The organism is Oceanobacter kriegii DSM 6294 (assembly GCF_000422845.1).
Taxonomy (GTDB): domain Bacteria; phylum Pseudomonadota; class Gammaproteobacteria; order Pseudomonadales; family Oceanobacteraceae; genus Oceanobacter; species Oceanobacter kriegii.
Window position 1 is genome coordinate 634,348 of the sequence record NZ_AUGV01000003.1, and the last position, 24,025, is coordinate 658,372.

At 58.3% G+C, this 24,025-nt stretch carries 20 protein-coding genes; 7 read left to right on the plus strand and 13 right to left on the minus strand.

Annotated features, from left to right (window positions below):
• Position 1: 1 nt before the first annotated feature.
• From G516_RS0102875 to G516_RS0102925, 11 genes are all read right to left on the minus strand, one after another.
• Positions 2-934: a type II secretion system F family protein gene (locus G516_RS0102875; RefSeq protein WP_028292389.1), complete on the minus strand. Its 933-nt coding sequence runs from the start codon at positions 932-934 to the stop codon at positions 2-4.
• Complete coding sequence (locus tag G516_RS0102880; protein ID WP_051218860.1) at positions 934-1,884, minus strand: type II secretion system F family protein; 951 nt, start codon at positions 1,882-1,884, stop codon at positions 934-936. Before G516_RS0102880 ends, G516_RS0102875 begins: the two co-directional genes overlap by 1 nt.
• Before the next feature lie 3 nt (positions 1,885-1,887).
• Positions 1,888-3,300, minus strand: a complete 1,413-nt coding sequence (locus tag G516_RS0102885; RefSeq protein WP_036533886.1) for a CpaF family protein — start codon at positions 3,298-3,300, stop codon at positions 1,888-1,890.
• A gap of 2 nt (positions 3,301-3,302) precedes the next feature.
• The gene (locus G516_RS20760; RefSeq protein WP_051218861.1) at positions 3,303-4,511 is read right to left on the minus strand and encodes a P-loop NTPase family protein; all 1,209 of its coding nucleotides are present in this window, start codon (positions 4,509-4,511) and stop codon (positions 3,303-3,305) included.
• Between the two features lie 11 nt (positions 4,512-4,522).
• Positions 4,523-5,176, minus strand: a complete 654-nt coding sequence (locus tag G516_RS23655) for a CpaD family pilus assembly lipoprotein (protein ID WP_051218862.1) — start codon at positions 5,174-5,176, stop codon at positions 4,523-4,525.
• A 12-nt stretch (positions 5,177-5,188) separates the two neighbouring features.
• On the minus strand, positions 5,189-6,619 hold the full coding sequence (locus G516_RS0102900; protein ID WP_028292392.1) for a type II and III secretion system protein family protein: 1,431 nt from the start codon (positions 6,617-6,619) through the stop codon (positions 5,189-5,191).
• A gap of 19 nt (positions 6,620-6,638) precedes the next feature.
• A complete protein-coding gene (gene cpaB, locus G516_RS20770) occupies positions 6,639-7,505 on the minus strand; it encodes a Flp pilus assembly protein CpaB (protein ID WP_051218863.1) in 867 nt (288 codons plus the stop codon).
• A gap of 25 nt (positions 7,506-7,530) precedes the next feature.
• Positions 7,531-8,052 carry an A24 family peptidase gene (locus tag G516_RS0102910; RefSeq protein ID WP_028292393.1) on the minus strand — a complete coding sequence of 174 codons (522 nt, stop codon included), beginning with the start codon at positions 8,050-8,052 and terminating at the stop codon, positions 7,531-7,533.
• Between the two features lie 3 nt (positions 8,053-8,055).
• Entirely contained in the window at positions 8,056-8,247 is a 192-nt protein-coding gene (locus G516_RS0102915; RefSeq protein ID WP_028292394.1) for a Flp family type IVb pilin, read from the minus strand.
• Between the two features lie 89 nt (positions 8,248-8,336).
• The gene (locus tag G516_RS0102920) at positions 8,337-9,719 is read right to left on the minus strand and encodes a sensor histidine kinase (RefSeq protein ID WP_028292395.1); all 1,383 of its coding nucleotides are present in this window, start codon (positions 9,717-9,719) and stop codon (positions 8,337-8,339) included.
• Positions 9,706-10,368 (minus strand): response regulator transcription factor, encoded by a 663-nt coding sequence (locus G516_RS0102925; RefSeq protein ID WP_028292396.1) that lies wholly within the window; start codon positions 10,366-10,368, stop codon positions 9,706-9,708. The genes G516_RS0102920 and G516_RS0102925 overlap by 14 nt, the downstream gene beginning before the upstream one ends.
• 290 nt (positions 10,369-10,658) lie before the next feature.
• On the opposite strand from G516_RS0102925, the gene G516_RS23660 reads away from it, so the two are divergent.
• On the plus strand, positions 10,659-14,285 hold the full coding sequence (locus tag G516_RS23660) for a hypothetical protein (protein ID WP_051218864.1): 3,627 nt from the start codon (positions 10,659-10,661) through the stop codon (positions 14,283-14,285).
• 214 nt (positions 14,286-14,499) lie between these two features.
• Here the strand turns inward: G516_RS23660 and G516_RS0102935 are convergent, their stop codons facing one another.
• Positions 14,500-15,627, minus strand: coding sequence for a hybrid-cluster NAD(P)-dependent oxidoreductase (locus tag G516_RS0102935; protein ID WP_281168003.1), 1,128 nt, complete (start codon positions 15,625-15,627; stop codon positions 14,500-14,502).
• Between the two features lie 428 nt (positions 15,628-16,055).
• Here G516_RS0102935 and G516_RS0102940 point away from each other — a divergent pair, with 428 nt between their 5' ends.
• The 4 genes from G516_RS0102940 to G516_RS0102960 all read left to right on the plus strand — a co-directional run bounded on the left by G516_RS0102940 (position 16,056) and on the right by G516_RS0102960 (position 19,648).
• Complete coding sequence (locus G516_RS0102940) at positions 16,056-17,327, plus strand: aromatic ring-hydroxylating oxygenase subunit alpha (RefSeq protein ID WP_028292398.1); 1,272 nt, start codon at positions 16,056-16,058, stop codon at positions 17,325-17,327.
• A gap of 164 nt (positions 17,328-17,491) precedes the next feature.
• Positions 17,492-18,097 carry a hypothetical protein gene (locus G516_RS0102950; protein WP_028292399.1) on the plus strand — a complete coding sequence of 202 codons (606 nt, stop codon included), beginning with the start codon at positions 17,492-17,494 and terminating at the stop codon, positions 18,095-18,097.
• Between the two features lie 29 nt (positions 18,098-18,126).
• A complete protein-coding gene (locus G516_RS0102955; protein ID WP_028292400.1) occupies positions 18,127-19,020 on the plus strand; it encodes a carbon-nitrogen hydrolase family protein in 894 nt (297 codons plus the stop codon).
• Positions 19,021-19,183: 163 nt separating this feature from the next.
• Positions 19,184-19,648: an REP-associated tyrosine transposase gene (locus G516_RS0102960; RefSeq protein ID WP_028292401.1), complete on the plus strand. Its 465-nt coding sequence runs from the start codon at positions 19,184-19,186 to the stop codon at positions 19,646-19,648.
• Between the two features lie 145 nt (positions 19,649-19,793).
• Here G516_RS0102960 and G516_RS20780 read toward each other — a convergent pair whose 3' ends face one another.
• The gene (locus G516_RS20780; RefSeq protein WP_051218865.1) at positions 19,794-22,007 is read right to left on the minus strand and encodes a phosphatase PAP2 family protein; all 2,214 of its coding nucleotides are present in this window, start codon (positions 22,005-22,007) and stop codon (positions 19,794-19,796) included.
• A 539-nt stretch (positions 22,008-22,546) separates the two neighbouring features.
• Here G516_RS20780 and G516_RS20785 point away from each other — a divergent pair.
• Complete coding sequence (locus G516_RS20785; protein ID WP_036533893.1) at positions 22,547-23,746, plus strand: multidrug effflux MFS transporter; 1,200 nt, start codon at positions 22,547-22,549, stop codon at positions 23,744-23,746.
• Positions 23,747-23,796: 50 nt separating this feature from the next.
• The coding region (locus G516_RS25255) for a hypothetical protein (RefSeq protein WP_407635449.1) at positions 23,797-24,025 on the plus strand (229 nt) is incomplete at its 3' end.

A 24,025-nucleotide genomic window follows, 5' to 3' on the forward strand; every position in this document is an offset into this window, starting at 1 on the left:
TTCAGGCGGCCAACATACGAATCAGTCGTACCAGCGCCGGTGCGCCCATCACCACCACGATGGGTGGCAAAATCAGTGTCATCAGCGGCACGCTCATTTGTGCCGGTAACTTGCCCGCTTTTTCTTCCAGCCCCAGCATCAGGGTTTTACGGCTGTCGTCCGAAATGGTTCGCAAGGCTTGCGACAGCGGCGTGCCGTAGGCTTCGGCCTGAATCAGGGTCGACACCATGCTTTCTATTTCCTTGACGCGGGTGCGCTGGGCCAGTTGTTGCAGCGCCTTGCTGCGGTCGTTGGCGATGTTCAGTTCGGCGAGGGTCAGGTTCAGCTCCTGCGCCAGTTCCGGTGCGGCAATGCGCAGCTCGCGGGCGACCACCGCCAGAATCCGTCCGAGCGGCAAACCGGCCTCGGCGCAAATCACCATCAGGTCGAGGGCATCCGGCACCGCTCGCGCCAGCCGCTCACCACGCTGGGCGGCGCGCCATTTCAAATAGGCTTCGGGGCTGGTGGAACCGGCAAAGTAGCCGAGTGCTGCAAAGGCGAATCCGGCCAGTGAAAACAGTTGTTGGGGGCCCATTAACAGCAAGGCCAGAGCCACAGCGCCCAGCAAACCACCGAGGGTTTTGACGCACATAAACAAGCCGCAGGCTTGCGGCCGATGAAAACCGGCCATGTGCAACAGGTTGCGCAGCTTGGCGCGTTCGGTATCGCTGCCCGCCAGTGCATGACCCAGTTGCGCCAGCGTTTGCAGCCAGGCGGCTAATGGCGCATTGGCGGTTTGACCGGACTGCTCGTGATCGCTGGATTCCACACTGTCGTTGTCTGTTGCCAGTCGGCGCAGCAGCGGATTACGCGGGCCGGCCAGTTGCCAGCGCAGCAGTAACAAGCCTATTCCCAGCAGGATCAGGCCTGCGCCGAAGGTCCATTGGTTGTTCATCAGCGCACCCTCCGAACCATGGCAAATGTGATGCTCAGTCCCAGCAAGACGCTGGCGGTGGTGTAGGCCAGTACGCCGTTGCCCACTGGGTCGTCGAGCAGGAAGCGGAAATCTTCCGGCGAATTGAGGTACATGTAGCCCAGAATGCAGGGCACCAGCGCCGCAACGATTTTTGCCGAAGCACGGGCTTCCGAGGTTTTCGACTGGATTTTCAGTTGCAGCTCAATACGGCCACGAAGGGTTTCGGTGAGCCGTTCGAGGGTGTTGGTCAGGCTGCCGCCGGCTTCCTGGTTGATGATCAGAATCACTACAAAAAAGCGGTATTCCGGCAGGGGAATGCGCTGGGTTGATTCATGCATCACCCGTTTCAAAGGCACTCCCAGTTGCAGCCATTGGTCGATCAGATGAAATTCCGCGGCCAATGGCCCATTGAGGTGTTTGTGCACCAGAGCAAACACATTACTGACCGGCACACCGGCCCGGCAGGTACGGGTGATGGCGTCGATGGCTTCCGGCAATGCCTGTTGCAGCTCCTTGTAGTAGCGGTTCATGCCTTGCAGATACAGCACGGTGAACAACGCGGCGGAGGTCAGCAGGGCAACCAGCAGGGTCATAACCAGCGGGTGCTGCGACAGCTTGCCTACCATCAGTCCGACGATCAGGCCCGTGGCGGCAATCAGGCCGTTTTTAAGACCAACCAACGGCCACTCCAGCCGTTGCAGGTTCCATTGCAGCTGTTGCAAGGACGGCCAGCGCTGCAACCAGCGCGGGCTACGGGTCAGGGCCGACAGTTGTGGATCGTCGTTGGCGCTGGCAGGCAGCAACTGCTGCAACCGTTCGAGGTCGCGCTGATGATGATTGCGGCTGTGGTACAGGCTGCGCAGCAAGTACGCCAGCAGCAGTACCAGAACAAAGACCATCAGGGCCAGCAAATCGGACAAGGCTTGCATGGTTCAGCCCTCGTTCCAGAGGTGGGCGTGGTCGGCGTAGAAGCCGGGGCGCTGGCCCTGATCGACAAAGGCACCGTGCAGACGACCGTGCTGGTCGATTTGGCGCACTTCAAAGCCAAACAGCTCCTGGGTCTGGATCACGTCCTGTTCCATGCCGCCGACTTCGGTTATCGACACAATCCGGCGGCCGCCATCGCGCATGCGTTCAACCTGCACAATGATGTCGACGGCGCTGGCAATTTGTCGGCGAATGGCGTCCAGCGGCAGTGGCATGCCTGCCATCATCACCATGTTTTCGAGTCGCATGATGGCGTCGCGGGGGCTGTTGGCGTGCACGGTACAGAGCGAACCGTCGTGGCCGGTGTTCATGGCCTGCAGCATGTCGAAACTTTCGCCGCCCCGTACCTCGCCCAGAATGATGCGGTCGGGACGCATCCGCAGCGAGTTCTTGACCAGATCGCGCTGGTCTACCTTGCCGGTGCCTTCGGCACTGACCGGGCGGGTTTCGAGCCGTACGACGTGGGGTTGTTGCAGCTGCAATTCGGCGGCGTCTTCAATGGTGACGACCCGTTCGGCATGGCTGATGTGCTGCGACAAGGCGTTCAGCAGGGTGGTTTTACCGGCACCGGTACCGCCCGATACCACGATGTTCAAACGCGCCTGCATTGCTCGGGTTAACAGCACTTCCATGCCTTCCGACATTGCCTGACGCTCGACCAGATGGGCCAGCGACAGGTTGTTGCGCATGAATTTACGGATGGAGATCGAGGTGCCATCCAGTGCCAACGGGTGGCTGATGATGTTGACCCGGCTGCCGTCGGCCAGTCGGGCGTCGACCATCGGGTGGGCTTCGTCGATGCGACGGCCAACCGCCGCGGCGATGCGTTGGGCGGTATTGAAGAGGTGTTCTTCGTCGCTGAAACAGACATCGGTCAGGCTCAGCTTGCCATGGCGTTCAACAAAGATACGGCGCGGGCCATTGACCAGAATATCGTTCACGGACTCGTCGTCCAGCAGCGGTTGCAGCGGCCCCAGACCGAGCATTTCGTCGACCATGCCGAGCGCCAGTTGCTGCTCTTCCTGTTGCGACAGCTGCAAGCGCTGGTCGTCGCAGCAGCGGCGGATATGCCGTTCGATATCGCCGTGCAGCGCTTCGCGGCTTTGGCTGGCGGCCGTGAGGGCATCAACCTGCTGGTAAACGTAGTCTCGAATGCGGCTGCGCTGGGCGCTGCGTTTATCGGCATCACTGTCGCTGTTGTTGACCGTGCTTGAGGCCTTGCTGGCCGAGGTTCTGCTGGCCGAGGTTCTGCTGGCCGTGCTGTTCGCCGCGGCGTGCTGGTGCTGCTGACTATGACTGGCGTTGCTCTGACCAGACTGGGCGGCGGTCGCCGCCCCCGGTTGTTTGTGCAGCAGCATGATCAGGCCTCCGCCAGTTGCCGACGAGGGCTGCGTTTGAACTTGCCCAGCAAGGACTTCAGGCCGCGGTTGCTGCCGTTGCCGCTTTGCTGTTGGCCGCTGATCTGGCCAGCCAGTTGGTCCAGCACCGGATTCAGTTGCGGGCATTTGCCCAGAGGGCCTTGCAGCAGGTTGTTGGCCAGCGTGTTGCCGACATCCGGCAGTTCAAAATCGACCTCGCGGCCAATAAATTCCGCAAAAGCCGAACGGCTGACCACACCCTTGCCATGGGCCGGGCTGGCCACCACAAACAGCTGTTGGCCGTCGGATTCATCGCCAATCTGGTCCAGCAGTAAGCGCGTCTGACGAGCGGCGTTGACCGAGTATTCCGTTACCAGAATGCGTACCTGGGCGGCGCGCAAGACGTCCATCGAAGCGGCCGGGCGAGCGGCAGGAATGTCCCACAGCACCAGATTGGCCAGCTGGCACAGTGCGCTGCCAAATTGGAACACCTGTTCGGTGGTGACGTCCGGAATCTCTTCCTGGCCCTGCGAGATCAGGCTCAAGCGCTCACTGATCTGGCCTAACGAGCGTTGCAGCAAACGCTGGTCGATGTTTGGGGTCGCCATCACGCTGCCAAGACTGGCGCTGCTGCTATCACCCAGATACAGCAGTTGGTCGCTTTTCTGTTGGTCGTAATCCACCAGTGCGGTCGGAATCCGGCAGTCGTCCGCCAGCGTTTGTGCCAGCGCCGCCGCCAGCGTGCTGGTACCAACACCACCGACAGCACCGGTGATGGCAATGGTACGACCGCTGTGGCCGTTGTATTGCCAGGTCTGGCCGGTACGAGCCAGATTGATGGCGGTGGCCAGCAGGTCGAGCGGCAGCGGCAGGGCCAGATAGTCGATCACGCCCAGTCGTTGCAGGCTGCGGTACAGGTTAATGTCGGGCTGGTGGCCAACGGCAATCACCCGACAAGCGGGGTCGCAGTGGCTCAACAACAGACGCATGCCGTCAATCGGATTGCTGTAGCCGTCGAGGTCGACCAGCAGTACGTCAGCCTGTTGCTGACGACACCACTGAATGGCCGTTTGCAGGCCACCGTTGTTGATGCTGGCATCGGCCTGCAACAGTCGTCCCAGTTGTGACTGGATATGTTCCCGGTTGGCGGCGCTGACAAAGGCCTGCAACGTCGGGGCAGCGTCCGCTGCTGTGCCATTGGATGTGCTCATGCAAACCTCCGTCAGTTGTCGTTGGAAAAGTCGATGTCCAGCAATTCCGTGGTGTCGTTTTCGCGATAGCGAGTGATGGCCTCGCGGGCGTGGGCGCCGTCAGCCGGTGCCAGTACCTGTGGGCGGGCCAGATCGGTCGGGTCGCTGACCATGCGGGCAATGTTGGCGCGATTGGCGCAGCCCAGATTGTTGAAGGCGGCGTAAGGGTTCACGGTCCACCGTTCGCTGTCGTTACGGCAGTCGGGAATATCGACCACCAGAGCGCGGGAAATCAGCTGTACTTGCCCTTCACCGAGGCCATCGTCGGCCGGTTGCAGCACTTGCAGTTGGCTTGTCAGCGCACCGCTGTGGGCCAGTTGCTCGGCAATTTTGTGGGCGTTCGGCAGTTCGGCGTCAGTACCGGGAATGATCAGCAGATGCTGGTTGCGCAGCGCCCCTTGCTGGTTCAGCAATTGGTTGGCGGCGGCGCTGGAATCGGCGCTGATGTGGCCATGCTGGTCGATGCTCAGATCGACCGAACGGACCGATGGCTTGACGTCGTAGGCTTCCGGCTTGGGGCCATTGGCGAGGCGGCTTTCGCGCATGTTGTGCAGTTGCTGGCTGCACCCCGTGATGGTCAGCAGGGTCAGGCTGGCGAGCAGCAGGGCAGGCGTTTTTGGATTCATGTGCATGCTCCTTCAGAACAGAAAGCCGGGGGCGGCGGCAACCGGGGTGCGGCTGCCAATGGTGCCGCTGTGTTGGCTGGGAACCTGCAGCTGACCGGCGGCAACCGGGTCAACCACGTAGGCGGTGGCAATGATCACCAGTTCGGTTTCTTCCTGGCTCTGGGTTTCGCTGTCGAACAGGGTGCCGAGCAGCGGGATGTCGCTGAGGCCTGGCACGCCGTCAATTTGCTCGGAGGTGGTGCTGCGCATCATGCCGGCGAGGGCAAAGCTCTGGCCGCTGGCCATTTCGACGGTGGTTTCGGCCCGGCGCACCTTGAAGGCCGGGATCACGGAACCGGAGCTGAGCGTTACCGAGCCTTCTTCCGACAGATCGCTGACTTCCGGTGCTACATGCAGGCTGATGCGGTTGCCTTCCAGCAGGGTTGGGGTCATGCGCAGGATCACACCGTAGGATTTGAAGTCGATGGTGACGTTGTTGGCGGTGATCACCACCACCGGCACTTCGCCGCCTGCGGCAAACGCCGCGGTTTCACCGGACATGGCGGTGAGGTTCGGCTCGGCCAGTACCGATGCCATGCCGTTGCTGGTCAGCGCCTTGATAAACGCGGTGGTGTTGCCATCGGTAAAACCGAACACGTTGGCGGTGCGGCTCAACTGGCCTGCCGGGGTGCTGTTGATGGCATTGGTGGCGTCGAACAGGGTCGACAGGTTGCCGGTTGCCAGACGGAACTGGCCGCCGCTGAAGACGCTGTCCCAGTTCATGCCCAGCTCATGGGACAAGCTGCGGGTCACTTCGACCACTCGCACGCGAATGTTGATTTGGGCCGAGCGACGTACTTGCAGCTGGTTAACGATCTGGTCTTCTTCGCTGTTACCGCCGCCACCACCTTGCTGGCCGCCCTGACCACCGCCGCTGGCGGGCGCTTTCAGTGCACTGGCGATGCGGTCGATGACGTTGCTGACTTCCACCGGGCTGTCGACCAGACCACGTACCACAACGCCGGTGCCGGCCAGACTTTCCAGTTCGATGTTGGCATCCGGGTATTCAACGTTGAGCTTGGCCGCCAGGGCGTCGAGGTCGTTTTTCACCAGCAGGCGCGCCGCCAGTACCACATTGTCGTCCTTGTCCATGGCGTAGAGGCTGGTGCTGCCGGTGGTTTTACCAAACACAAACAGGTTGCGTGCGGACGGCGTCTGGTAGCTGGCCACGTCCGGGTCAGCCACCAGAATCGAAGCGATATGGTCGGGCAGGGTCAGCATACGGCCCTGGTTCACCACCAGTTCGATGGTGCGGGTTTCCTTGATTTCGGTAACGCCGCTGGTGTCTTCGCCAGCGCTGGTTGAAAGCGGCGTGGCATGGGTTGCGGGGCTGGCCACAGCGGTCAGCAACAGGGCGCAGCAGCCCAGTAGCCGCAGACTCAGGGAGTGCAGATCAGTGTTCATTAAGGTGATTCCGTTTCCGTTAGTCGGCCAGCGCGATCGGTTCCAGTGCATCGCCACGATAGGCGTTGATCACTGCTTGTTTGCTGGGCTGATAAATGCGGGTGGTGTCGGTGACGGTGGTGATGCGGCTGTCCGCCGAGGACGTTTGGCCGTCGTCGCTACTGTTGAGCGGGCGCAAGGCCAGCATCAGGTCGCCCAGTTCCTTGGCAATGCTGAGTTGTTCGGCAACCTGTGGGCGTACTTCCAGCGTGACGGTGGAAAAACTGCGCACGGCTTTGGCGTCTTTCGGCTGGTTGCCGGGGGCCAGGGTGTCGATGCGGTTGTTGAGTGCCAGCACCCGGGCGTTGCGCAAAATGGTCTGGGATTTCAGGAACGGCGAGCTGTTGTCGCTGTTGCTGCCTTGATTGGTGAGGCTGAGGATCACGTCAACATGGTCACCGGCAGAGATCAGACCAAAGCTGCTTTCGACCGCACTGGTGGGAATCGACACAGCACGCATATCCTTTTGCAGCACGGTAGCCAGAAAACCGGCGTTACCGGCGCGGATCAGCATGGCTTCGGTAATGGCGCTACCGGCAACCAGTGGCGTGCGGATTGTGGCCCCGCGCACCGATTCGATCCTGAACTGGTTTTGCAGCAATTGCAGCGGCTTCACCTGATCAGCGTCGACGGCTTGCCATTGCAGCATGGCGCTGTCGAGGAATTGACCCGGCTGAATATCCTGGGCGGCCACCAGAATGCGGCTTTGAGGGACAACGTCGGCTGGCTTTTCGACCACGGTCACCGGCTCTGGAGCAGCAGGTGTCAGCAGGGCTTTGGCCAGCAGGGCGACGCCAGTGGCTACCACAACGGCAGCGACGGCAGTGAGCAAAGCATCTTTTTTCATGTGTTGAGTGTCGATTCGGTGGTGGTCAGAGCAGGCAGATGCAGGCTCCGGTGACTATGGCCAGACCGTATGGCAGGCCCACGGGGCGGTGTTCGTCATAGGTGGTTGGCACGCTGATGGCGGTTGGGAAACGCTGCGCCAGCCACACCATGGGTGGACACAGTTGTCGTTCCAGCGCGTTCAGCAGTGGCAAGCCCAGTGCCAGGGCACCGCCTGCCAAAGCGGTTGCCACCAAAAACACCTGGGTGTCTTCGCTACCAAACCAGATCGCCAGTGCCGCCAGCAGTTTGATATCACCGGCACCGATGCGGCCGCCGAGGTATATCAGCAAGCCCACAGCCAGTACCGCCAGACCGCTGGCCAGTGCCGGTAACAGCTGTTCGATAAGACGATCGGGTACGGCCTCATGGCCGTTGCCAAGCTGTTGCAGGACGCCCAGCAGCACAATCAGCAGCACCATGCGGTTGGGAATGGTGCGGTAGAACAGGTCGCTGATGCAGATGCAGGCCAGTACCAACAGCAAGGGGGGCAGCAGAAGCGCAGTCATGGCTCAGTTGGAGCTGCCGGAGCTGGAGGTAATCTGGTCGGCAATGGCCGAGAAGCGCTCTTTCAGGGCAGTCACGAAGACACCGTCGGAGCCAAAAATCAGCGTAATGGCGGCGGCCATGGAGGCTGCAAGAATGCCGTATTCAATCGCGGTAACGCCGCTTTCGTCTTGCATAAAACGTTTAAGGGTGCGCATGGAGTGCCTCTGTGTCCTTCAGGTATTTGGGTCTAAACAAGAGTAATTCTTATTTGTTATTGGGAGAACGGATTAAAAATTAATCTTTGTTAAGAAAGGCGTTCGGGGAAGCGCAGCTCCACCCGCAAGCCGGGCTGGTTGTTGCTGAACACCAGTTGCGCCTGATGGTAGTCGGCCACGGCGCGTACCAGAGTGAGGCCGAGGCCGTAGCCGGGGGCGCTGGCGGGGCGGTCGTCGAGGCGGGCAAAACGCTCAATCGCCTTGTCGTACTGGTGTTCGGCGATGCCGGGGCCCTGGTCACTGACGGCCAACACCAGTTGGCCATTGCGGCGGCAGGCATGAACGCAGATATCCCCCTGACCGGCGGCGTACTTCATGGCGTTTTCGATCAGGTTGCTGACCACTTGCATGATCAGTGAGCGGTCGCCGCGCAGAAACCGCACGTCCTCGCTCAGTAGCAGCTGTAGCTGGTTGCCCTGATCTTCGGCTAACGGCTGATAGTAATCGACCAGATCATCCAGCAAGGGCGGCAGGTCTATCAGGGTGGGGGCGCTGCGACGACGGCCGGTTTCTACTTCGCCAATTTGCAGCAGCGCACTGAACAGGGTCTGGATCGAGCCGCATTCCTGTTGCAGTTGATGCAGCTCGGGGACGATGCTGTTGGGAGCCTGCTCGATGATGTCGCTGAGGTGGTTTTGCAGCCGGGTCAGCGGGGTGCGCATTTCGTGGGCAATGTGGTGGCTCAGGCCGCTGACTTCGTTAAGCAGCCGCTTGATGGTCTTGAGGTTATCCACCACTGCCACGTTAAGCTGGTCGATCTCGTCATTGGAGGTGACATTGACGGTGGCGAGGTCGTAGCGGCCGCTGGAAAATCGCTGCATTGAGCGCAGCACGTTGTCGATGCGGCCGAGGTTGTGCTGGCCCGCCCGCAGCGTCATAAACAGCACAATCACCAGCACCGTCAGCATGATCATGCCAGCGATCAAGGGCACCGGCTGCACCCGCAGCATCATGCTGTCCATGTCGTAGGCCAGAATCAGTTCCCCCGCCTCGCCCAGATTCATGCGCACGCCGACGGTGCCGGTGGCCAGGTGATGCTGGCTGTCGGTGGGGTTTTTCAGCTCACAACCGTCGTGGTCACACAGCAGTTTGTCCATTAGGGCGGCGTTGCCCAGCTCGGGCTGGTGATCCAGATTCAGGTAGATGGCGTGTTCGGCCAGTTTCGGCCGTTCCCGTAGCAGCTCATCGAGGTAGTCGTGCACTTCCGGGGCGGATTTGTTGGCGAGGTCGAGCTGGCTGATTTCGTTCAGCAGGGTTTCCTGTACGTGGCCAAATGCCACTGCCCGGAACAGGCAGCCAATGGCAATCATGGTCAGCAGTATCACCAGCAGCAGCAGGTACGCGACACTGGCCATCTGGCGGAAATAGCTGCTGTCGAGCAGGCGTCCAAGCGGTTGTTTAATGAATTTCATAACCTACATTGCGAATGGTACAGAGCAGCTGGGAGTCGAATCCCTTGTCGATTTTGGTGCGCAGTTTCGACATGTGAACGTCGATCAGATTGGTGCCCGGGTTAAATTCGTAGCCCCAGGCTTTTTCCAGCAGCATGGATCGGCTGACGGTTTTGCCACGGTTTTCCACCAGCACTTTCAGCAGGCAGAACTCGCGTTTGGTGAGGGTGATCTTTTTGCCCGCCCGGCACACGCTGTGGCTGCCCCAGTCGATCTCGAGGTCATCAATGCGAGTGACGTTGGACGGTTGGTGGTTGCGCAGGCGGATCAGCACTTCCAGGCGTAATTGCAGTTCGGTGTAGTCGAACGGCTTGCAGAGGTAGTCGTCAGCACCGGCCTTGAGGCCCTCAATGCGGGATTCAATCTGGTCGAAGGCCGACAGCATCAGGATCGGTGGGTGGTTCTGCGGAGCCAGGGTGTTGAGTACATCAATGCCGCTGATATCGGGTAAGCCACGATCCAGCACCACCACGTCAAAGGCTTCTTTTTGCAGCCGGTCGAGGGCACTGGCCCCTTCACTGACCAACGCACATTCGTGGCCATTGTGGTTAAGCTTGCTGGCAATCCAGTAGCCCACGCTTTGATCGTCTTCGACAACAAGAACTCGCATAAATCTGCCCCCTTGAGCAGGAATCCGGTGATCACAACGGCCACCGTCAGTTTTGCGTCCCAAGAAATTTAATGAAACGTCAAGTTTCTAGGGCGGAGGAGTTTACGATTTCATTGCTCATTGTAAATAACAATCATTATTATTAAGAAAACTTAATTCCATTACGATGGATGACAATCGGTGTTCTCAACAGACTGTCGGCCGTTGCAGGAACGACGGGCTGTTTTGAGCAAGCTGTACCTTACGGTCGTTAGTTTCTGTTCTTGGATCAACTGGATTGAGGAACACCGATGAATCGGGGGAAAACCAAACTATCGCTGGTCGGCTTGTTGGGGACAACGCTGAGCATGCCTGTGTTGGCGGTGGATGCCGCTAATGTCGATGCGGATGACGACGGCCTGATTGAGATCAGCAGCCTCGCTGAATTGACGCAAATCCGTTTCGACCTGAGTGGCGCCAGCTTCAATGGCAACAGCAGCGGATGTCCGGCAGAAGGCTGTGTCGGCTATGAATTAACCGCCGATCTCGACTTCGACACCAATGGCGATGGGGTGCTGGATGCCAACGACGATTACTGGAACGACGGCGCAGGCTGGCTGCCCATTGCCGATGCAGACGACGCCGAAGCGGCGTTTTCCGGCACTCTGGAAGGTAATGGTCATCGCATCAGCAACCTGATGATCAACCGCCCGGACAGCGATGATGTTGGCTTGTTTGCTCGTGCCAACGGTGCCCGCATTCAGCAGTTGGTGCTGGACGGTGATGCTGCGGCAGTGACCGGTGGCAATCAGGTCGGTGTGCTGATTGGTAACGACAACGGCAGTGATATCGACAACGTGACGGTGTTCAGTGACGTCGCCTCAGACGCCAGCAGCAGTGTGGGTGGTTTGGTGGGCGCTGGCGTATCAACGCAGATTTCAGCCTCCCGTTTCCTCGGCAGTGTGATTGCCCCGGCGGCAGATGGCGTCGGCGGCATGATCGGCTCCGGTGAAGGTGTTATTGATGGCGGCTACATCATTGGTGATGTGACCTACAGCTACGTGCGCGCCACGGTGGAAGGGGCCAATAAGGTCGGTGGTATCGTTGGTAACGGCGAGAAATACATTGTTCGCAACAGCCTGACGAACTCCGATGTGACCGGTACGGCAACGGTGGGTGGCGTGTATGGCCGCAACAACGAAGGCCAGGTGTCCAACACCGCCGTGATGGGTTCGGTATCCGCCGAGGCTGGCCCTGCTGGTGGTATTGCCGGTTGGGAGCGCTATTCCTCCATGCAATACCTGATGGTGGCGGCCTCTTTGCACGCCGGCGACCACAGCATTCGCCCGTACTCTGGCAGTGACAACAACGAGTATGTGTATGAAGGGGTATGGAACCCACAGCTGTCGAACCTGATTCAGGAAGACGCCACCACCGCCCTGACCACGGTTCAGCTGACCTGTGGCGTTGATGTGGATAACGGCGATGGCACTTTCACCGCCGATACCAGTGGTAGCTGTGAAGGCGATGTGATTGCCTACAGCAACTGGTGGCTGGACGGCATCTGGTCGCTCGGTACCGATAGCGAATACGCTGTGCCTTTCATCAATGGCATGGCAGCCCGTGACCCGGATGGCGACGGCCTGTTCAACGCCGAGGACGACGATGACGACAACGACGGCGTAGCCGACGCTGACGATGCCTTCCCGACCGATCCAACCGAAACCACCGACAGCGACGCTGACGGTGTCGGCGACAACAGCGACCCATTCCCGAACGACAACACTGAATGGGCCGACACCGACGGTGATGGCATTGGCAACAACGCCGATACCGACGACGACGGTGATGGCGTAGCGGACAGCGACGATGCCTTCCCGACCGACGCCAGTGAAACCACCGACAGTGACGGTGATGGCGTGGGCGACAACAGCGACCTGTTCCCGAACGACGGCAACGAGTGGAGCGACTTCGACAACGATGGAAGCGGTGACAACAGCGATGTTTACCCGTACGACAGCACCGAATCCGCCGATACGGATGGCGACGGTGTTGGCGACAATGCCGATGCCTTCCCGAATGATGCCGAAGAAACCACCGACAGCGATGGCGATGGCGTAGGTGACAATGGCGATGCCTTCCCGGACGACGGCTCTGAATGGCTGGATACCGACAACGACGGCATTGGCAACAACACCGATACCGACGACGACGGTGACGGCGTGGCCGATACTGACGATGCCTTCCCGCTGGATGCCACTGGCACCGTTGCCGCTGACGGCGTTGATAACGATGGCGATGGCCTGATTGACATCACCACGCTGGAACAGCTGTACGCCATTCGCAACAGCACCGATGGCAGCAACCTGAACGGCGTAACCGCGGGTTGCCCGGATACCCTGTGTACTGGCTATGAACTGTTGAATGACCTTGATTTCGACAGCAATGGTGACGGCGTACTGGACGAAAACGATCTGTACTGGAATGACGGTGCCGGTTGGGAACCGATTGACGGCTTCAGCGCCGTGTTTGAAGGCAATGGCTTCAGCATCAACAACCTGATGATCAATCGTAGCGGCGAAGGCTTTGGTTCCGTTGGCTTGTTCGCTTCCAGTAATGAAGCCACCTTCCGTAATCTGAACCTTGGCGGTGAGCTGGCCAACGTCGTTGGTAGCAGCCAATACGGCTCGACCGGGGCGCTGGTGGGTGTGATCGATAATACGACGCTGGCAAACATTCACTCCACCGTCGATGTGTCAGCGGCTGTTCCTGAGGGTACGACGTTCTATGGTTACTCTTCGGTGGGTGGCCTGGTTGGCGGTACCGGTTATGTCTACGGTGCTGTGTCTACCCTGACGGATGTGTACGTCGATGCTGATATGCGTTCGAACGATATTAACGTCGGCGGAATCATCGGTAATGGTAGCGGTGTTGTTCTGACTGGCTCCGTTTTCAAGGGCTCGGCTCAAGCAGATGCTGGAAGCGTCGGCGGTCTTGCCGGCCAGTTGAGTGGCAACGCAATCCTGAGCTTGTCCTACACGGAAGCCGACGTCAGCAGCGAAACCGGCTCCAATGTCGGTGGTCTGGTCGGCGTGATGTACTCCAGTGAAATCAACAACAGCTTCAGCAGCGGTACCGTGACTGCAGCTTCCAATGCTGCTGGTATTGTTGGCACAGCTGCCAACAGCTCGCTGGTGATGAACGTTTACTCTCTGGCAACTGTGACCGCTACTGACAGCGAATCTGGCGTGGCAGCACCTCTGGTTGCTGAAGGTGCAGACAGCGCGCTGGTGGGCAGCAGCTACTGGTCTCTGGACAACAATGCGAACCTGACCGACGAGCTGTCCTTTGGCGTAACCAACGAACAGCTGGCTTGCCCAACCGCTGCCAACGACAGCGACTGTGCTGCCAACGTTACCCTGTACAGCGGCTGGGACAGCGACTCCTGGGACTTCGGCACCAGCTCTGAACTGCCAGTGGTGGTGTTTGATGGCGTTGCCCAGCGTGACCCGGATAGCGATGGTGTGATGGGTGCGCTGGATGCTTTCCCATACAACGCGGCTGCTTCTGTCGACGCTGACCAGGATGGCCTGCCAGACAGCTGGAATGAAAGCTGTGACACCGCCTGTCAGACCGCTTCTGGCCTGATGCTGGATGAGTCACTGGACGACTTCGACAACGACGGCGTGATCGACAGCGAAGATGCCTTTGCAGATAACGCGGCAGCGTCTGTTGACGATGACGAAGATGGCCTGCCAGATGCCTGGAACGACAGCTGTGACAGCGAGTGTCAGAGTGCTTCTGGCCTGAGTCTGGACCAACACCTGAATGATCCGGAAAACAAGGACAAGTCCTCCGGTGGTGGTTCCCTGTTCTGGGTATTGGGTTTGTTGGCACCGTTGGCAGTTAGCCGCCGTCGCAAGCCTGTTGCAGCGTGATCCAGGCTCTGTGACAGCAATACCAACGTAAAATCGCAGTAACAGAAAAGGCCGGATTTCCGGCCTTTTTTGCGTCTGGCGTATGTCTGGCGTTGAAGTGGGCGTTGTTAGTGGTGTAGGAGCGAATTCATTCGCGATGGGTTAAATCGAGAGCAAGCTCTCTCCCACAGTTTTGCCCAGACTCCAGACCCCAGACCCCAGACCCCAGACCCAACTACTGCTCAATCACCACCTTGCCTTTTGGCACCGAGCAGCACGACAGGATGTAGCCTTCGGCGACGTCCTCATCGGTAATACCGCCGTTGTGGTTCATTTCCACCTCGCCGGATACTTTCTTCACCTTACAGGTGCCGCAAATACCCATGCCGCAGGCTTTTGGAATGTACATGCCAAGGTTGGCTGCCGCGGTGTGAACGGTTTCGCCCGGCATCACGCCAATGCTCTTGCCGGATTCGGTGAACTCGACGGTGATCAGATCGTCGCTGTCGAAGGCTTCCATCGCTTCTTCGGCTTCTTCGGCCTGTTCCACAGCGTCCTGTTTCACTTCGGTCGGGGTCGAGCCGAAGGATTCCTCGTGGTACTGCTCCATGTTGAAGCCGTTGGCTTTCAGCAGGTTGCGCACCGCCGCCATGTAGGGTTCCGGGCCGCAGCAGAATACTTCGCGTTCGTGCAGGTCGGGCACCATCATGTCGAGTTTGGCCTGATCCAGGTAGCCGCGATAGCCACTCCACGGGAAGCCCAGCGCTTCGCGTTCACAAATCAGGTGCAGGTGAAAGTTCGGCACCCGCGAACACATGTTGATGAGTTCGCCCTGATACACCACATCCACGGGGGAGCGGGCGCTGTGGATAAACACCATGTCGGTATCGGTGTTGGTGTCGTAGAACCAGCGTGCCATCGACATCACCGGGGTAATACCAACACCACCGGACAGCAGCAGGACTTTTTCTGCCGGGAAGTCGATGCAGTTGAAGTTGCCGACCGGGCCGTGCACCGGCAGCAGATCGCCTTCCTTGATGTTGTCGTGCAGCCAGTTCGACACCAGGCCGCCCGGTACACGCTTGACGGTAATGCTGAAGCTGTAAGGCGTGGAAGGGGAGCTGGAGATGGTGTAGGAACGCATCACCGGCTGGCTTTCAATCTCCAGCTCCAGCGTCACAAACTGACCCGGCTTGAAGAAGAACAGCACCGGCTGTTCGGCCAGAAAACAAAAGGTTTTGACGTCGTGGGTTTCATTGATCACCCGGGCGCAACGCACCATGTGACGTCCATTCACCCAGGTATTGGTGGTAATTTCCGAAAGACCCTGTGTAGCCAGGGCAGCCGCGCTATTCATATTCATCACTCCTGACGTCGCCGGTTACGGACAACTGCGGTTGGTCTGCCTTCGGCTTGCGGTGTCTGGCTGGAAGCTACAACCCTGGGCTCTGGCGTATGAAGCGAATAGTGCCTTGGGTCAATTTTTCAAAATTAACCATTAACGACATGACTCTGTTCCACCCGCGCCAACCGAAATTGATCCAAGTCTGGATCGGCCTTTTCCGGGTTTTAATGCGTCGAGTTTTGACTTTTGTAAGGTCGTAATCGGTCAATTCGGGCCGCCGCTTTTGACCCAGTATCGCCCTGCAACCTGAAGCAACCGTGCGATTGCTTCTGAACCTACGAGCCAACCGTGACTGACCCCCAGCTCCGGCAATGGATTTATATCAGGCCATGCGCTCTGCATTGTTCATTTGAGCGCAAAAAAATTGATGATTGAGGAACGCGGACATGAAAGAGTTTGATCTGCTGAATATTACTTCCAATAGCTATGCTGATGCTCGTCAGCAGATGTGCGCCGAGCTGGAAGGTCGTGATGAAAACTATTCCCTGGCTCAGCCAATGTACAACGATCCGAACTACTTCCGTGCCGACATGGAAGAGGTGTTCCTGAAGGAGTGGCTGTTCGTTGGCATGACCTCTGAGATCCCAACCAAGGGTGATTACTTCACACTGGAAGTGGGTCAGAACCCGGTGCTGGTGGTGCGTGATGGCGACGGCGGCGTGCAAGCATTCCACAACGTATGTCGTCACCGCGGTTCGGTGATCTGCACCAAACACCGCGGCAAGGCCGCCAACCTGGTGTGCCCATACCACCAGTGGACCTACGACGTGAAAGGCAACCTGCTGTACGCCGGTACCGAAATGGGTGACGACTTTGACATGAAAGGCCATGGCCTGAAAAAAGCCCACACCAAAACCGCCGGTGGCTTTATTTTTGTGTGTCTGGCCAAGGACGCGCCGGAATCCGACTTCGATGAATTCCTGGCGACGCTGGACGAGTACATGGAACCGTACGATGTCGAAAACACCAAGCTGGCAGCAGAATCCCACATGTACGAGAAAGCCAACTGGAAGCTGGTGATCGAGAACAACCGTGAGTGCTACCACTGTGCCGGTTCCCACCCGGAACTGCTGAACACCCTGCTGGAATGGGACGACACCAACGACCCACGGGCACCACAGGACTTCCTCGACCACTATGCCGAACAGGCCGCTGCCTGGGACGCCGAAGGTATCCCGCACGAGCACAAGAGCTTTGGCCCGGGCCTGCGCAACCGCATTGTGCGTATGCCACTGAAAAAAGGCGTCGACGTGATGACGCTGGACGGCGCCAAAGGCTGTGAAAAACTGCTGGGTCGCATCAAAAACCGCCAGCTGGGCTCCATGCGTATCCTGCACCTGCCAAACAGCTGGAACCACATGCAGTCCGACCACTTCATTGTCTTCCGCGTGCTGCCGATTTCTGCGCAGGAAACCATGGTTACCACCAAGTGGTTTGTGCACAAGGACGCGGTAGAAGGCGTGGATTACGATCCGGAGCGCCTGCGTCTGGTGTGGGACGCCACCAACGATCAGGACCGTATTCTGGGCGAGCAAAACCAGCAAGGCATCAACTCCATTGGTTACCAGCCGGGTCCGTACTCCAAAACCTACGAGTTTGGCGTCATCAACTTCCTGCAGTACTACAGCGAGACGGTGCAGAAGAACATGAAGGGCTGATCGTGGTACTGGTGAAATAAAAAAGCGCGGCAGTGATTCACTGCCGCGCTTTTTTTATGTTCATCGCACACGAATATGAAAAATGTCTTTTTCAGCCGTCAGCTCTTGTCTGTTAACCCCGGCTTTGAGAATTTTCAGGTTTTGGTCGTCCATCAGGGGAACCCATGTCGATTGAGCTGGTAACGGTGGCAGGCGATGAGCTGGCCAACCACACAGAGGATCTGGCGCGCCTGCGAATCCAGGTCTTCCGCGAGTATCCGTACCTGTACGACGGTTCGGAAGACTACGAAAAGCATTACCTGCAAACCTATCTGGCGTCTGGCAATGCCATGGCGGTGCTGGCCATCGACCATGAGCTGCCCGTACACCAGCGGGTGGTTGGGGCGTCAACCGGGGTACCGATGGCGGACGAAACCGACGAGTTTCGGGCACCGTTCGAGCAAGCTGGTATCGACACCGAACGGCTGTTCTACTGCGGTGAATCGGTGCTGCTGCCGGAGTATCGCGGCCATGGCCTGTACAAAGGCTTTTTTGCCGGGCGCGAACAATACGTGCGCCAGCTGGGCGGCTTTGACCACAGCTGTTTTTGCGGCGTGGTGCGGCCAGACAATCACCCGCTGCGGCCCGCCGGTTTTGAACCGCTTGACCCGGTGTGGTGTCACTTTGGTTATCAACCTCGGCCGGACTTGATGACGTCTTATCCGTGGAAGGACATCGATGAAGACGCCGAAACCGACCACCCCATGATGTTCTGGCTCAAAGCCTTGTGAATAACCGTCCCTCTGCTTCAGGAGAAGCCATGTCTTTGGTTCGAGTAGCCACCTGCGCCTACGAAGTGGGCTTTGTAAACAGCTGGCAGCAGTGGCTGCAAAAAGTCACCGGCCGTATTGAAGACGCCGTGCAACAGCAAGCCAATGTGCTGCTGCTGCCGGAGTACTTTTCAATGGAACTGGCGTCGCTGTTTGAAGCATCTGTCTATCAGTCGTTAAGTCAGCAGCTGGTGGAACTGCAAACCCTGCATGACGACTTTGTACAGGTGTTTCAATCGCTGGCGCAGCAGCATCAGGTGGTGATTTGTGCCGGGACCTTTCCGGTGCGGGTGGAATCTGAGGCTGGCAGTCGTTACGTCAATCGCAGTTACCTGCTGCTGCCAGACGGCTCGGTGGAATTTCAGGACAAACTGCAAATGACCCGCTTTGAAAACGAGCAGTGGGGCATTGCCTCGGGTGATGAACTCAAAGTGTTCGACACCCCGTTTGGCAAGCTTGGCATCAACATTTGTTACGACTCCGAATTTCCTCTGTTTGCCCGCCAGCAGGTTGAGCAAGGCGCTGATTTGATTCTGGTGCCGTCCTGTACCGACACGCTTGCTGGATATCACCGGGTGCAGCTGGGCTGTCGAGCCCGGGCACTGGAAAACCAGTGCTTTGTGGCGCAATCGCCAACCGTTGGTTTGGCGGAATGGTCACCGGCGATTGATGAAAACACTGGCGTTGCGGGAGTATTCGCACCGGTCGATTATGGCTTTCCGGATGATGGCATCGTTGCTCAGGGAGAGATGGTTCAGGGTGAGGCAGGTAAAGGCGGATGGGTCTATGCCGACCTGGATCTGGCAGAGCTGGCGCGAGTGCGCACCGAAGGTCAGGTGTTTAACTACCGGGATTGGGACAAGCAGCTGGAATTTGTGAAATAACCGGGCTGAAGCCCTTGTTAATGCGGGCGGGCCGCCCGCGCTCCTGAGGAGTGATTTTCAATCCAGGCCGCGATGTTGCCAAATGCTCTGAACGTAGGAGCTGGCTTGCCTGCGATCGACCTGATAGCGTTTCAGAACCAATAATCTGTAAGGATACGGATTTATGAAACCTGCCAAGGGAAACCATCAGCTGCGCATCGGCCGTCATTCTGAATCGGGCCGAATTTATCTTCTGACTGCATCGGTCGAGCATCGGCAACCACTATTCCTTAACTTCGATTTGGCGTGTGCTGCTATCCGGGCATTTACCTCAGATCAGGCAATGCGCGACAACGAGCTGCTTTGTTGGGTGCTAATGCCCGACCATGTTCATTGGTTGGTACAGTTGCATGGCGATGACCTTTCTCGAATGGCTATGCGGTTAAAGTCATTATCGGCGCGTGCTGTGCATCAAACTGCTGGCTCTGGCGGCAAGCTATGGCAGCGATCTTTCCATGATCATGCATTGAGAAAGGAAGAGGATATCAAGGCGGTTGCCCGGTATATCGTTGCCAACCCGCTACGGGCGGGGTTGGCTCGTCGGGTTGGGGATTATCCTTTCTGGGATGCCGTTTGGATCAATAATTGAATGAAGTGCTTATCGCAGGCAAGCCAGCTCCTACGCGGTGATTGGATTACCTGTCGCAGGCAAGCCTGCTGCTACGTTTTCAACAACCAAAAAGCCCGCGCGGTGGTTACCGGGCGGGCAAAGCGAAGGTTGGGGTTTTACGGCATCAGTTCACGGTAGCAACGATGCTGCCTTCGCTGTAAGTCAGGCTGACGGATACGTCGCCAGCGTACACGGAATCAAATTCACCGCCGATCTGCTCAGCAGTCAGAATGGTGTACTGGCTGCCAGCTTCAGGAGCAGATTCAAAGCTCAGCTCCAGCGCCGCGCCTTCTACGTAGGCAGTACCAGATACAGCAACCTGAGTGCTGTCTGCGTCCATTTCAACGGCCAGTGTGCCAGCGGCTTCAACAGTCAGGTCGGTGATGGCGACTGCGCCTTCGGCATCGATTTGCAGGTCGCCACCGGCTACGAACACAGTGCCCGTGCCAAATGCAGTGGTGGATGCTGCGGCCAGTGCGCCGCCTTCCACCACGGTGCCACCGCTGTAGCTATTGTCGCCAGTCAGTGTCAGTGCACCGGTGCCAGATTTGGTCAGCTTGCCTGCGCCTGTGATGTCGTTGCGCCACATGTCGTTGGCGTTAAAGCCGCCTTTGCCGGCTTCCATGTAGACGTTCACGTCGCCATCAAAGGCACCATAACCGGCAGAGGCGCTGACCAGATCGATGCGGCCCCAGCCGTTGGAGTCATCCAGGAATGGGTAGCCGGAGTCGATTTCAGTGCTGGCCAGTACTACGCGACGTTGTTCGTCGCTCAGGTATGGCAGGCGGGATTTCAGCAGAGCTTCGGCGCCTTGTGGAACGATGGGGTCGGCCCCTGCGGCGTCGGCGTCCTGGGTCATGCCGTAGGTCAGACGGAAGCGGTATTCATCTCGAATGGCATCGAAGTCGTCGTAGATGTTGTTGTCGAACACTTCGACGTTAACGTATTCAGTGCCGTTGTCGGTGTAGGTGTAGCCGGTTTCGCTTGCAACCGTTTGGTGGGCGTAGTCGTACAGGCTCATGCCCGCTTCGGAGGCCAGTTCACCAAAGTAGCTTTGGGCAGTTTGCAGGGCTTCTTCTGCCACGGTAGCGCCGTCGCCGTTGTTCAGCGCGTAGGCGGCCACAGTAAGGGCGTGCATACGGCCACCGATAACGTCAGCCGGGGAGTGCATACCGGCAACGATGCGGCTTTCACCCAGCTCGGCACCACGGGCAACCATTTCAGCAAAACGTTCTGGCAGGGCGTAGGCGTAGGCCAGTGATGCCAGTGTTGCAGCGTTGGTGTGGCCGGATGGGTAGCCACCGTCCTTGCGACGGTTTTCGGTGGTTTCGGAGTACAGCGGGTTGTCGCCGGTTTCTTTCGATGCGCTGTGGGCACGACGGGCACACATCAGGCCTGGCACGACGGCGACGCTGGTGGTGTAGATGTCGTAGTTTTTCAGGGTTTCGGTGCCGTCTTCGTCAACGCAGGAGTAGCTGTAGCCGGTGGTGCCCTGGAATGCGATGGCACCGCTGTCGTCCATGCGCCATGGGCGTGGGGTAGAGAAAATGTATTTGGAGGCGCTGGTGGAGGCCGGCGACGCCTGACGGAAGCGGTACACCAGATCAGCCACCTTGGTCAGTGGCATTTGCTCGGCAGAATCACCGGAGTTTACGTAGGCGGTAGCCGCGCCCATGTACTTGGAGTTGTCGTTGTCGGCCGGGTTGTAGTGGGCGTCTTCCAGCACTTCGGCTTTGGTGATGCCATCCAGTTCAACGTAGGCACCGGAGGCCGCAACGTAGGCTTCGGTCAATGGGCCAAAACCGTCGATCACCGAGTAGTTTTTGGAACGGCGGTCGTCCAGGAAGGCCAGAATCGCTTCGTCGTCGCTGCGGTTGTTGGTGACGTCGATGACGTAGTCGATGTTTTCCTGCCAGGCGGTGGCGTTCAGAATCGGGTCTTCCAGATACTCGTCCGGGCCATTGCCGGAAGCCGCTTCTTGATAGCTGTCGCTGGTGCCTTTCCAGATGCTGTTGATGCCACGCAGGGCATAGGCAACGGCGTTTTGCGACAGTGTGTAGCGGTAGCTGCCATCGGCGTTGTGGTCGGCGTTTTCAACAATCGGGAATGGGTAGTCGACGCTCGGTACGTGGGCGTAGTCTTCGTAGCCCAAACCGGATGGCGCTGCTGGTTTGGCAACCGATACCGAGGTATCCGGGCTGACCTGTTCGCTGTTGCTGCTGTTGTTATTGTTGCTGTTGTCGTCGTCGCTGCCACAGGCAGTCAGCATCATAGCGGTGGCGGCCATCATGGCGGTGTAGAGTGCGCCGCGGCGAACGCGGGAGTATTCGGCTTTCATGGTGTTCGTTCCGTGTGTGTCTGATTAAGGTTGTGTCGTTTGCCCGCAAGCGTGCGTGGCTGTGTTCATCAACGGAAAAGACGTACGGTGACCGCGTTTGGGGACATGACAATTTGGTGAAGTTTTTTCCACAGGATATGAGCCAGCGGGCAAAACGGCGGCGCAGGCTGTGGACAAGTTGGCTGGACATCAACAGGGCAAGTCGACAGGACAGGTTGATTAACGACTGGAAAGCATTTGGCTCAATTTAAGACTTTTATGGCGGAATTCTTTCTTACTGTTCTTTTAACGGAACAATAAAACCATTGCGCGCCACTTGTTGGTGGGCAAAACAATCACTAGCCTATAACCACTATTCAAAGGGTTGCTGGCCGCGAGTCGGCCTGTCTGTTCAGCCCTGATTTCACTTTCTCTGTTACTTACCGAAGCGCTGTAACCCTATTGGCTGGATGGCTGCTCTTAGAGAGCGAAGCCTCTTTTCAAACGGGTGAATCAGCCTTCGGTAAAAGCGTTTGAAGCCTGTACCCAACTGGAGTGTTATGCCCCCGAAACCTGAAAAACTGACCGCTGGCCTATTGTTGATGTTGTCTGCCCTGACGGCGCTGGTGCCGCTGGCGACAGATATTTATCTGGTGGCGGTGCCCACCATTGCGGAAGATTTTGGCCGCAGCCTGCACGACGTTGAATTGGCCGTCAGTGTGTTCCTGCTGGGCTTTGCCGCCGGTCAGATTGGCGGTGGGCCGCTGTCCGACCGCTTTGGTCGTCGTACCATGGTGTTGTGGGGGCTTTCGGTGTTCGCGCTGGGCAGTTTGGGCATCATGCTGGCACCGGATCTGGAAGCCATGCTGGTGTTGCGGTTTGTGCAGGCACTCGGTGGTGGTTTAGCGGTGGTGAACAGTCAGGCCATCATTCGGGATTTGGCCAGCGGCCGGGAAGGGGCGGCGGCCATGATCCGGGTGATTCAGGTGATGATGATTGCGCCCTTGATTGCGCCAGTGATCGGTTTGGTGATTCTGAAGGTATCAAACTGGCACACGGTGTTTGGCTTCCTGATGGTCTATGCCCTGTTGCTGATTCTGCTGTTCTGGCGTCGTTTGCCGGAAACCCGCGCTCAGGCCACCGGTGGTAACCCGTTCCGTAATTACTGGACCATCCTGTCCGACCGTCGCATTTGGGGTTATCTGATCAGTGTGATGGGCGCGTATGCCGCCATGTTGTCGTTTATTACCGCCTCGCCGGGCATTTTCATGGGCCACTACGGCATGAGCGAAGACCTGTATCCGTTCACCTTTGCCTGTGTGGTGCTGACCATGGTGGCGATGACCAAAGTGAATCTGAAGATGCTGAAGAAGCATCTGCCACCGTATTTGATTGCTCTGGGCCAGAAGCTGCAAATGACGGCCTCGGGCCTGTTGCTGGTGTCGCTGTTGGTGTATCCGCAGCTGCCGGTGTGGGCGCTGACCCTGATGGTGATGTTCTATATTGGCTGTCACGGCTTTGTGGTGGCCAACTCCAACGCCTCCATCATTGAGTACTACCCACATCTGGCCGGTACGGCAGCGGCGCTGACCGGTGCCATTGGCTTCCTCAGTGGTGGTTTGGCCGGTGGTCTGGTGAGTTTGATGTCGGACGGTACGCCATTGGCGATGGCAGTGATGATGTTCTGTGCGGTGACCACTGCTTTTCTGGTGCGTCGTACCTTGTTGCCGGGTAAACCGGTGGCGGCGGAATCGGTTTAAGCGTCAGGTGTTGTGATGGGCACAAGTGCCCATCCTATTTTCCTCCCGACATCCGACATCCGACATCCGACATCCGACATCCGACATCCGACATCCGACATCCGACATCCGACATCCGACATCCGACACCCGACACCCGACACCCGACACCCGACACCCGACACCCGACATCCGACACCCGACATCCGACTCCCGACTCCCGACTCCCGACTCCCGACTCCCGACTCCCGACTCCCGACGCCAAACCCATCTACTTGCCTATTCCCGTCATTTTTCTTC